The organism is Streptomyces griseorubiginosus, assembly GCF_017614965.1.
Lineage (GTDB): Bacteria > Actinomycetota > Actinomycetes > Streptomycetales > Streptomycetaceae > Streptomyces > Streptomyces griseorubiginosus_B.
The window spans coordinates 1-10,000 of the sequence record NZ_WVUG01000316.1; the positions used below are offsets into that span (position 1 = coordinate 1).

The following is a 10,000-nucleotide window of genomic DNA, read 5'->3' on the forward strand; positions in this document are numbered from 1 at the left end:
GAGACAGGGCGCACGCTGGTCGGTGCCAGCCCCGAGGTGCACGTCCGGATGTCCGGCGGCACGGTCGTCATGAACCCGATCAGCGGCACGTACCGCTACCCGGCCGACGGCCCCACCCCCGAGCACCTGCTGGACTTCCTCGCCGACGGCAAGGAGATCGAGGAGCTGTCGATGGTCGTCGACGAGGAGCTCAAGATGATGTGCACCGTCGGCGACATGGGCGGGGTGGTGGTCGGCCCGCGGCTGAAGGAGATGGCCCATCTCGCGCACACGGAGTACGAGTTGCGCGGGAAGTCCTCGCTGGACGTCCGGGACGTCCTGCGCGAGACCATGTTCGCGGCGACCGTCACCGGCTCCCCCGTGCAGAACGCCTGCCGGGTCATCGAGCGCCACGAGGTCGGCGGGCGCGGCTACTACGCGGGCGCGCTCGCGCTGCTCGGCCACGACTCCGGCGGCGCCCAGACCCTCGACTCCCCCATCCTGATCCGCACCGCCGACATCGACGCCGGCGGCCGCCTGCGCGTGCCGGTCGGCGCCACCCTGGTCCGCGGCTCGGACCCGGCGAGCGAGGTCGCCGAGACCCACGCCAAGGCGGCGGGGGTGCTGGCGGCCCTGGGCGTACGTCCGTCACGGCCGCGTGAGGAGCACGCGCGCGTACGTCTCGCCGACGACCCACGCGTGCGTGCCGCGCTCGACGGCCGCCGGGCCTCGCTCGCCCCCTTCTGGCTGCGGATGCAGGAGCGGGCCGAGGAGCTGACCGGTCATGCCCTGGTCGTCGACGGCGAGGACACCTTCACGGCGATGCTCGCGCACGTGCTGCGCTCGGGCGGGCTCGAGGTCACCGTCCGGCGCTACGACGAGCCGGGCCTGGAGGCGGCCGTTCTCGCGCACGAGGGACCGGTCGTGCTGGGTCCCGGGCCCGGTGACCCGGCCGACCTGGAGGACCCCAAGATGCGCTTCCTGCGGAAGCTGACCGCCGAGGTGATCCGGGCCCACCGGCACGGCGTCCTCGGCGTCTGCCTCGGGCACGAGCTGATCGCGGCCGAGCTGGGCCTGGAGATCGTACGGAAGGAAGTGCCCTACCAGGGGGCGCAGACCACGATCGACCTGTTCGGGCGGGAGGAGACCGTCGGCTTCTACAACAGCTTCGTGGCGCGCTGCGAGGACGAGGCGGCGGAGGAACTGGCCGCGCACGGCATCGAGGTGAGCCGGGCCGGCAACGGCGAGGTGCACGCCGTGCGCGGCCCGGGGTTCGCGGGGGTGCAGTTCCACCCGGAGTCGGTGCTGACGCTGAACGGGGCGGTGCTCGTGCGGGACCTCGTCGGCCGGCTGCGCGGCACGAGCACGTTGAGCTGACCCGGCCGTCAGCCGAAGAAGACGCCGACCTCCTCGTACAGCTTCGGGTCCACGGTCTTCAGTCTGGCCGTGGCCTCCCCGATGGGGACGCGGACGATGTCCGTGCCGCGCAGGGCGACCATCTTGCCGAAGTCGCCGTCGCGGACGGCGTCGATGGCGTGCAGGCCGAAGCGGGTGGCGAGCCAGCGGTCGAAGGCGCTCGGGGTGCCGCCGCGCTGGATGTGCCCGAGCACGGTGGTGCGGGCCTCCTTGCCGGTGCGCTTCTCGATCTCCTTGGCCAGCCACTCGCCGACGCCGGACAGGCGCACATGCCCGAAGGAGTCCAGCGACTGGTCCTTGAGGACCATGTCGCCGTCCTTGGGCATGGCGCCCTCGGCGACGACCACGATCGGTGCGTAGGAGGCCTTGAAGCGGGAGGTGATCCAGGCGCACACCTGGTCGACGTCGAAGCGCTGCTCCGGGATGAGGATGACGTTGGCGCCGCCCGCGAGACCGGAGTGCAGGGCGATCCAGCCGGCGTGACGGCCCATCACCTCGCAGACCAGGACCCGCATATGGGACTCGGCGGTGGTGTGCAGCCGGTCGATGGCCTCCGTGGCGATGCCGACGGCGGTGTCGAAGCCGAAGGTGTAGTCGGTGGCGGACAGGTCATTGTCGATGGTCTTCGGCACGCCGACGACCGGGACGCCGTACTCGTCGGTGAGGCGGGCCGCGACGCCGAGGGTGTCCTCGCCGCCGATCGCGATGAGCGCCTCGACCTCCAGCTTGGCGAGGTTCTCCTTGATGCGCCGGATGCCGTTCTCCTGCTTGAGGGGATTGGTGCGCGAGGAGCCGAGGATGGTGCCGCCGCGGGGCAGGATGCCGCGCACGGCGGGGATGTCGAGGCGGACGGTGTCGCCCTCCAGAGGTCCTCGCCAGCCGTCCCGGAAGCCGACGAAGTCGTAGCCGTACTCCTGCACGCCCTTGCGGACGACGCCCCGGATGACGGCGTTGAGCCCGGGGCAGTCGCCGCCTCCGGTCAGTACTCCGACCCGCATGGAAATGTCCCTTCGCCGCGGTTGCCTGGTGACAGCCACGCTAATGGTGATCCACGTCACAGAGGGATGGGCGGGACCGGCAATTCCGGTGAATCAGCGGGCGGTTGGTTTACTCGTCGTCAAGTCCGCGCTCTATGGCGTACCGAACGAGTTCCACCCTGTTGTGCAGCTGGAGCTTGCCGAGGGTGTTCTGGACGTGGTTCTGGACCGTGCGGTGGGAGATGACCAGGCGTTCGGCGATCTGCTTGTAGCTCAGGCCCTTGGCCACCAGGCGCAGCACCTCGGTCTCGCGGTCGGTGAGCTGCGGCGCCCCCGGCTGGTCGGTGCCGGGGGCGGGCGCCGGTTCGGAGGCCAGGCGGCGGTACTCGCCGAGGACCAGTCCGGCCAGGCCCGGCGTGAACACGGGGTCGCCGACGGCGGTACGGCGCACCGCGTCCAGCAGTTCCTCCGTCGACGCCGACTTCAGCAGATAGCCGGTCGCGCCGGACTTCACGGCCTCCAGGACGTCGGCGTGCTCGCCGCTCGCGGACAGCACGAGGACCCGCAGGGCCGGGTTGTGCCCGACGAGTTCCTTGCAGACCTGGACGCCGGGCTTCGCGGGCAGGTTCAGGTCCAGGACGAGGACGTCGGGGCCGGCGGCCTTGGCGCGGCGTACGGCCTGGTCGCCGTCCCCGGCGGTGGCGACGACGTCGAAGCCGGACTCGGTCAGGTCGCGGGCGACGGCGTCGCGCCACATGGGGTGGTCGTCGACCACCATGACCTTGATCGGGTCCTGCCGCTCACTCATCACCGCTCCGCCTTCACGCTCTTGGGTACCTTCAGTTCGACCTCCGTGCCCTGCCCGGGCACCGAGATCAGCTCGGCGCTGCCGCCGAGGTCGCGCAGCCGGCCGCGGATCGACAGGGCGACCCCGAGCCGCCCCTCCCCCTCGGCCTGGGCGAGCCGCCCCTCGGGGATGCCGGGTCCGTCGTCCCGTACGGTCACCACGACCTCGCCGGGTTCGTCCTCGACGAGGATCCACGCGCGCGCGTGCTCGCCCGCGTGCCGGCGGACGTTGTCCAGGCAGGCGCCGACGGCCGCGGCCAGTTCCCGCGCGGCGGCCGGCGGCAGCGGCACCGGCGCGCCGGGCTCGGCGAAGCTGACCCTGGCGGCCGCGTACGGGGCGAGGAGGGTCCGCAGATCGACGGGAGAGTCCTCGTCGGGCTCGTCCACGGCGCGTACGACCGCGCCCTCGGCCGCGTCCTGAGAGGCCCGGGAGACCGGGAGCAGCCCGCCGGAGACCAGGGTGCGCAGGGCGACCTCCTGCTCGCCCGCCATCCGGCCCAGTTCGGCCGCCTCGCCGCCGATGACCAGGCCCCGGCGCTGCACCATGGCCAGCACCTGCAGGACCCCGTCGTGGATGTCCCGGGCGAGCCGCTCCCGCTCCCTCGTCGCGGCCTCGATCTCCAGGGCGCGGGCGAGGGTGCGTTCGGAGGCTCGGGCCACCTCGACGACGTAGCCGATGGCGATGGAGGCGACCCAGACCAGGATGACGTTGTGGACGGTGTCGCGGGCCGGGGCGCCGCGCTCGATGAGGTTGGCGGCGGCGACCGGGGTGGAGGCGAACGCGGCCCAGCGCCAGCCGCCCTTGATGGCGTAGGCGAGGACCGATCCGGCGGTCCATATCGACGGCAGGGTGGGACCGCCGCTGTGGATGTGCGCGTCGTCGGCGGCGAGTGGGGTCAGCAGGATGCCGGTGAGGGCGATGGCGAGGTCGACGGCGAGGAAACGCTTGGTGCAGGCGGCCGCGTTCTGCACGCGGGGCAGGGTGGCGAGGGTCCAGACGAACAGGACGCAGTAGTAGACGATGGCGACGCCGGGGCGGTCGTACTCGTCGTAGGCGGTGGCGAACAGCCCGACCGCGTACAGCATGGTGAGCACCCGGTACGCGGTCAGCGCCCGCCACAGCGGCTGCTCCACGGACATCTTCAGCACGCGCTCGCGCTTGGCCAACTCCCCCACCCCCACGGCCAGGAGCCTAAGCCCCGGACTTGTCCTTCTTGGCCTGTTCCTTGGCTTGTTCCTTCTCGGCCTTCGCCGCCTCCGCGATCTGCCGCTTGGCGGCGGTGGCGTATATGTCGACGTACTCCTGGCCGGAGAGCTTCATGATCTCGTACATGACCTCGTCGGTCACCGCGCGCAGCACGAAACGGTCGTGCTCCATCCCCTGGTAGCGGCTGAAGTCGAGGGCCTTGCCGATACGGATGCCGGGACGCATGATCTTGGGCATGACCTTGCCCGGCGGCTGGATCTTCTCCGTGTCGATCATCGCGACCGGGACGACCGGGGCGCCGGAGGCGAGCGCCACGCGCGCGAGGCCGCCGGGCTTGCCCCGGTAGAGACGGCCGTCGGGCGAGCGGGTGCCCTCGGGGTAGATCCCGAACAGCTCACCGCGCTCCAGCACCTCCAGGCCGCTCCTGATGGCGGCCTCGCCCGCGCCGCGCGCGCCGGAGCGGTCCACCGGGAGCTGGCCGACGCCCTTGAAGAAGGCGGCCGTCAGGCGGCCCTTCACTCCGGGCGTGGTGAAGTACTCGGCCTTCGCGATGAAGGTCACCTTGCGGTCGAGGACCGCGGGCAGGAAGAACGAGTCCGAGAAGGACAGGTGGTTGCTCGCCAGGATCGCCGCGCCCTCGGCGGGCACGTTCTCCAGGCCCTCCACCCAGGGCCTGAAGGCGACCTTCAGCGGTCCCCCGATAGCGACCTTCATCGCGCCGTACAACAACCGAGTGCCTCCTGTTTGTCGTCGATCAGACCTTAACCCGCCCCGCGCGCAAAGGAGCCGACGGCCCTGGTCGGTGTCAGTGCCGTCGCGTACGGTGAAGCACATCTGGACTTCACGTCACTCTCATGAACCGTCCCTCTCATGAACAGGAGACCGATGGTGCCGGTCCTTCCTGGAGCCGAGCCGTTCCGCCACGAGGGCGGGGAGGTCGGCGTCCTGCTCTGCCACGGGTTCACGGGCTCGCCCCAGTCGCTGCGCCCGTGGGCGGAGTACCTCGCCGAGCACGGCCTCACGGTGTCGCTGCCGCTGCTGCCCGGGCACGGCACCCGCTGGGAGGACATGCAGCTCACCGGCTGGCAGGACTGGTACGCGGAGGTGGACCGCGAGCTGCGCGCCCTGGGCGAGCGCTGCGAGCGGGTCTTCGTGGCCGGTCTGTCCATGGGCGGCGCCCTGGCGCTGCGGCTGGCGGCCCGGCGCGGTGACGCGGTCAGCGGCGTCGTGATCGTCAACCCGGCGAACAAGGTGCACGGCCTGTCGGCGTACGCCCTTCCGGTGGCCCGTCATCTCGTCCGTACGACGAAGGGGATCGCCAGCGACATCGCCCTGCCGGGCAGCGCCGAGCTCGGGTACGACCGGGTGCCGCTGCACGCGGCGCACTCCCTGAGGAACTTCTTCCGGCTGGTCGACCGCGAGCTGCCGCAGGTCACCCAGCCGCTGTTGCTGTTGCGCAGCCCGCAGGACCATGTGGTGCCGCCAGCCGACTCCGCGCGCGTGCTGAGCCGGGTCTCCTCGCGGGACGTCACGGAGATCCTGCTGGAACAGAGCTACCACGTCGCGACGTTGGACCATGACGCGGACCGGATCTTCGAGGAGAGCCTCGCGTTCATCGGCCGGCTCGCACCCAGTGTCGGCAAGGAAGGGACGGCCGCTGGTGGCTGAGCACGACTCGGATCGCGAGGACCGCGAGCCGGAGGAGCAGGGCGTCCCGTTCGACGAGGACGCCGCGTGGGCCGCGATCGTCGCGGGTTACGGCGAGGAACCGCCGGACCCGCCGGGCACCAAGCCGTTCAAGTCGGTCGAGGACCTGGCCCTGCTGGAGCCGGAGACCAACGACGAGAAGCCGGCTGACGACAGGGCGGACAAGGGAGAGACGGGGGACAAGGAGGAGAAGCAGAGCGGACCCGCGGGTCCGCTGGGCAGCTCCATCTCCTTCGCGCCCGGCGTCGGACCGCGCGACTATGCGGCCCAGGAGCCGTCCGAGGACGACTTCGACGAGGACGACGAGGGGCACTTCGTCCCGCCGGAGCCCCCGCCGCTGCCCGACGCCGACGCGACCGCCAAGTTCGCCTGGCTGGGCGTCATCGGCGGCCCCGTGCTGATCCTACTGGCCGTGCTGCTCGGCTGGGACATGACCTGGTGGCTCACCACCCTCGGCATCGGCGGCTTCCTGGGCGGCTTCGCCACGCTGGTGATGCGCATGCGCACGGACGACGACGAGCCCGAGGACCCGGGCCGCGGCGCGGTGGTCTGACACCAGTCGTGGACCGGGCGAAGGAGCGGCCGTAGGCGCTAGGAGGTGGCGGGGATCCTCAGGGCGGCCAGGACCGGGAGGTGGTCCGTGGCCGCCTTCAGGTTTGTCTCGGTGACGCCGGGGAGGCCGAGCGGGACTCCCGCGCCGAGCACCTCGATGCCCTTGGTGGCGAAGATCGCGTCGATGCGCTGGAACGGGGCGACCGGGGTGAAGGTGTACTCGCTGCCCCAGGGGGCGGTCGTCCAGCAGTCCTGGAGGTCGGCGGCCAGGCGCTGGAAGGTGCGGCCGGTGGGGCGGTCGTTGAGGTCGCCGCCCGCGACGGCGTGGTCCACACCGAGGCCGGCCAGCCGGTCCAGGAGCATGCCGGCCTGGTCGTGGCGCTCGTTCTGCTCGAGGGAGAGGTGGCAGCTCAGCACGCCGACGCGGACGCCGCCGAAGCGGACGACCGCGGTGGCGAAGCCGCGTCGGTGCTGACCGGGGGTGAGCGGGAGCAGGACGTCCTCCGTGCGCTCGACGGTGGCCCTCAGGCCGCAGAGGATCGCCGGGCCCGCGGCGGTGCCGCCGCCGGTGAGGATGACCAGGCCGGAGGCGGAGGCCAGGCGGGCGAGCTTCTTGCGCCAGCGGAAGAAGCGCGGGGCTTCCTGGACGAGGACCAGGTCGGGGGCGCAGGCGGTGATGACCCGGGCGAGGGCGTCCGTGTCGTCCCGCATCGAGCGGATGTTGTAGCTGAGGACGCGGAGGACGGCTGAACCGTCGGCCTCGGTGCGGGAGTTCGGGAGCGGCTCCATGTGGATCAATCTACGCCCCAGGGCGCGGGGTGCGAGGCTTGTGGGCGGCCAACCGTGTGCGCGGCCGGGCGCGGCCGGGCGCGCCCACGCGGCGAACCCGCGCGTCGACACAGCCCCGCGCCCCTGACGGGCGCGTTCACGAACCGTCCGGTTACATGACCGGGTCGGGTTCGCGGGCCAGGTCCGCGGCGCCCACCATGCCCGCCTCGTTGCCGAGCTGGGCGGCGATCACGTCGGCCACCGGGCGCCAGTTGCCGCCCACCAGCCAGCGCTTGTAGGACTTGCGGATCGGGTCGAGGACCAGTTCGCCCTCGTCGGAGAGGCCGCCGCCGACGATGAACGCGGACGGGTCGAAGAGGGAGGCGAGGTCGGCGAGACCGGCACCGGCCCAGCGGGCGAGTTCGCGGTAGGAGTCGACGGCGACCGGGTCGCCCTGCCGGGCGGCCATGGAGATGTGCTTGCCCTCGATGCCCTCGGGGCTGCCGTCCCCCAGGCCGAGCAGGATCTCGGCGTTCTCGGGGGTGGCGTTGGCGCGCTGCTTGGCGTATCTGACCAGGGCGCGTCCGGAGGCGTACTGCTCCCAGCAGCCCTGCGAGCCGCAGCCGCACAGCAGGCCGTCCGGGACCATCCGGATGTGCCCGAACTCGGCGGCGACGCCGAAGTGGCCGCGGCGCAGCTTGTTGCCGATGATGATGCCGCCGCCCAGGCCGGTGCCGAGCGTGATGCAGATGACGTTGCGGTGGCCCTTGCCGGCGCCGAACTTGTACTCGCCCCACGCGGCCGCGTTGGCGTCGTTCTCCACGACGACCGGGAGGCCGACGCGGGCCTCGACCTTCTGCTTCAGCGGCTCCTGGCGCCAGTCGATGTTCGGCGCGAAGTAGACGGTGGAGCGCTGCCGGTTCACATAACCGGCCGCTCCGATGCCCACGCCGACGATCTCGTGCCCGGCGCGCGCCCCCTCGACGGCGGAGGCGATGGCATCCACGATGCCCTCGGGCGTGCCCGGGGTCGGCACCTTGAAGGTCGAAAGGATGTTGCCTTCCTCATCGACCACGCCGGCCGCGATCTTCGTGCCGCCGATGTCGACGCCGATGGTGAGTCCCATGAATCCCTCAGTTTCGGTCGAGCCCCGCTACGGCCAACCGTACCCGAGGCCCTGCCGCCGGGGTTCAGGCGTCCGAACGCTGGGCGGCCCGGCGGCCACCGGGGGGTGTCAGTCCAGGTCGATGCGCTGGCCGGGCCCGGTTCCCTCGCCCTTGTCGCGGTCCTCGCCCTGGCTTGCGTCGAGGTCCTTGTGCAGATCGGTCGGCCGGGTCGCCCAGCGCCGCTCCTGGGCCTGGACCGCGGAGCGGTACGCGGCGAGCAGTTCGTTGCCCGCGGCGGCCAGGTGGTCGAAGACGTCCGGGTTGCGTTCCACGACGGGCTCGACGGCTGCCCGGGCCTGCTGCACGACCTGCTTGACCACCTGCTGGGCCGCGGGCCCGGCGACGGCGCCGAACAGCGGCGACTGGATCGACGACAGCTTCTCGGAGACGGTGTCGACCAGCTTGCGCAGTTCCTCGGCGGCCGAGACCGGCGGCCGGCCGTACTCGGCACGACGGCGGGCCTTCTCCGCGGCGAGGTCCTCGGCGACCGCCGTCGCCCAGGCGTCGGCGTCGGTGGCCCGCGCCTCGGGGGCGGCCTCGTTCTCACCGGGATCCGACGGGGGGAGCTGTTCGCTCATGACGGACTCCTGACTACGGTTCGTCCCTACGACGTTACCCGAACGGCCGTACGTCGTTCAGGCCCGGTCGGGCCACAGACCGGGGTCCGGCGTGAAACGGACGCGCAGTTCGCCGTCCCGCAGGGCCGCGCCGGAGACGGTGCAGCGGCGCAGCGCGGACGGCAGCGCCACGATCCGGCGGAACGGGCCCGCGGTGACGACGAGTTCGTCCCCGCGCCGGATCAGGTCCAGGTCGTCGCGCTCCGCCCCGGGCAGCGGGATGTGCCAGACCAGCACACCGTCCTCGGCGAGCCGGTCGACGACGGGCCACTCGACGGTGGACGTCGTCCCGTTGACGCCGGGGACGGACAGCGCGGTGAGGTCGTCCGTGCCGCGCGGGTCACGGCCGAGGTGCGGGACCTGCCGTACGTCGTACGACTCCCGCCACTCCTCCAGCGCCTTGCGCTGCTGGGCGACCAGACCGGCCGGCCAGTCATCCGGTACGACCCGGTTCGCGACCAGGACGTCGGGGCGCAGCCCGCGCAGGGCGAGGCCCAGCACGGTCTCGCGGACGGCGTCGGCGCCGGCCGGTCCGGGTTCGGCGACCAGCCGTACGGCGGTGTGCCGGTCGGCGAGGACCGCCGTGACCGCGGCGAGTTCGGTGTCCCAGCGTGCGGCGGTGTCGTACAGCCACTCCGCGGGCATGGGCACCCCGGCCAGCCGGCCGAGCACCGGGCGCAGGGCGCGGGCCGCCTGTCGCTCGGGCGGGAGCAGGCGGCGCAGATAGCGGCGCAGTTCCTCGGGCAGCGCGAGGAGGGCGAGGGC

The 10,000-nt window shown here is 72.3% G+C and carries 10 protein-coding genes and 1 pseudogene; 3 read left to right on the plus strand and 8 right to left on the minus strand.

The annotated features are described in order from the left end of the window. Positions 1-1,356 (plus strand): chorismate-binding protein (locus GRC12_RS36865; protein WP_208784489.1); only part of this gene is annotated, 1,356 nt, incomplete at its 5' end. Between the two features lie 8 nt (positions 1,357-1,364). Here GRC12_RS36865 and GRC12_RS36870 read toward each other — a convergent pair. From GRC12_RS36870 to GRC12_RS36885, 4 genes are all read right to left on the minus strand, one after another. Then, positions 1,365-2,393, minus strand: coding sequence for a 6-phosphofructokinase (locus GRC12_RS36870; protein WP_208784490.1), 1,029 nt, complete (start codon positions 2,391-2,393; stop codon positions 1,365-1,367). A gap of 109 nt (positions 2,394-2,502) precedes the next feature. Next, positions 2,503-3,180 (minus strand): response regulator, encoded by a 678-nt coding sequence (locus tag GRC12_RS36875; RefSeq protein ID WP_208784491.1) that lies wholly within the window; start codon positions 3,178-3,180, stop codon positions 2,503-2,505. After that, entirely contained in the window at positions 3,180-4,385 is a 1,206-nt protein-coding gene (macS, locus tag GRC12_RS36880; protein WP_208784498.1) for a MacS family sensor histidine kinase, read from the minus strand. The genes GRC12_RS36875 and macS overlap by 1 nt, the downstream gene beginning before the upstream one ends. A 25-nt stretch (positions 4,386-4,410) precedes the next feature. Beyond that, a complete protein-coding gene (locus GRC12_RS36885) occupies positions 4,411-5,139 on the minus strand; it encodes a lysophospholipid acyltransferase family protein (protein ID WP_244374337.1) in 729 nt (242 codons plus the stop codon). 174 nt (positions 5,140-5,313) lie between these two features. Here GRC12_RS36885 and GRC12_RS36890 point away from each other — a divergent pair, with 174 nt between their 5' ends. Both GRC12_RS36890 and GRC12_RS36895 read left to right on the plus strand, forming a co-directional pair. After that, the gene (locus GRC12_RS36890; RefSeq protein ID WP_208784499.1) at positions 5,314-6,093 is read left to right on the plus strand and encodes an alpha/beta hydrolase; all 780 of its coding nucleotides are present in this window, start codon (positions 5,314-5,316) and stop codon (positions 6,091-6,093) included. Beyond that, positions 6,086-6,685, plus strand: coding sequence for a hypothetical protein (locus GRC12_RS36895; RefSeq protein ID WP_208784493.1), 600 nt, complete (start codon positions 6,086-6,088; stop codon positions 6,683-6,685). The genes GRC12_RS36890 and GRC12_RS36895 overlap by 8 nt, the downstream gene beginning before the upstream one ends. A gap of 38 nt (positions 6,686-6,723) precedes the next feature. Here the strand turns inward: GRC12_RS36895 and GRC12_RS36900 are convergent, their stop codons facing one another. From GRC12_RS36900 to GRC12_RS36915, 4 genes and pseudogenes are all read right to left on the minus strand, one after another. Further along, the gene (locus GRC12_RS36900; RefSeq protein WP_208784494.1) at positions 6,724-7,473 is read right to left on the minus strand and encodes an endonuclease/exonuclease/phosphatase family protein; all 750 of its coding nucleotides are present in this window, start codon (positions 7,471-7,473) and stop codon (positions 6,724-6,726) included. A gap of 151 nt (positions 7,474-7,624) precedes the next feature. After that, positions 7,625-8,578 carry an ROK family glucokinase gene (locus tag GRC12_RS36905; protein ID WP_208784495.1) on the minus strand — a complete coding sequence of 318 codons (954 nt, stop codon included), beginning with the start codon at positions 8,576-8,578 and terminating at the stop codon, positions 7,625-7,627. Positions 8,579-8,686: 108 nt separating this feature from the next. Then, positions 8,687-9,196, minus strand: a complete 510-nt coding sequence (locus GRC12_RS36910) for a DUF5304 domain-containing protein (protein WP_208784497.1) — start codon at positions 9,194-9,196, stop codon at positions 8,687-8,689. A 57-nt stretch (positions 9,197-9,253) separates the two neighbouring features. Next, positions 9,254-10,000 (minus strand): annotated as a pseudogene (locus GRC12_RS36915) (ArsA family ATPase); the annotation flags it as partial.

Excerpts from the sequence above, each read along its gene's own strand:
- GRC12_RS36870 (WP_208784490.1), bottom strand. The coding sequence starts at position 2,393 with ATGCGGGTCGGAGTACTGACCGGAGGCGGCGACTGCCCCGGGCTCAAC.
- GRC12_RS36875 (WP_208784491.1), bottom strand. The coding sequence starts at position 3,180 with ATGAGTGAGCGGCAGGACCCGATCAAGGTCATGGTGGTCGACGACCAC.
- GRC12_RS36885 (WP_244374337.1), bottom strand. The coding sequence starts at position 5,139 with ATGAAGGTCGCTATCGGGGGACCGCTGAAGGTCGCCTTCAGGCCCTGG.
- GRC12_RS36900 (WP_208784494.1), bottom strand. The coding sequence starts at position 7,473 with ATGGAGCCGCTCCCGAACTCCCGCACCGAGGCCGACGGTTCAGCCGTC.
- GRC12_RS36905 (WP_208784495.1), bottom strand. The coding sequence starts at position 8,578 with ATGGGACTCACCATCGGCGTCGACATCGGCGGCACGAAGATCGCGGCC.
- GRC12_RS36910 (WP_208784497.1), bottom strand. The coding sequence starts at position 9,196 with ATGAGCGAACAGCTCCCCCCGTCGGATCCCGGTGAGAACGAGGCCGCC.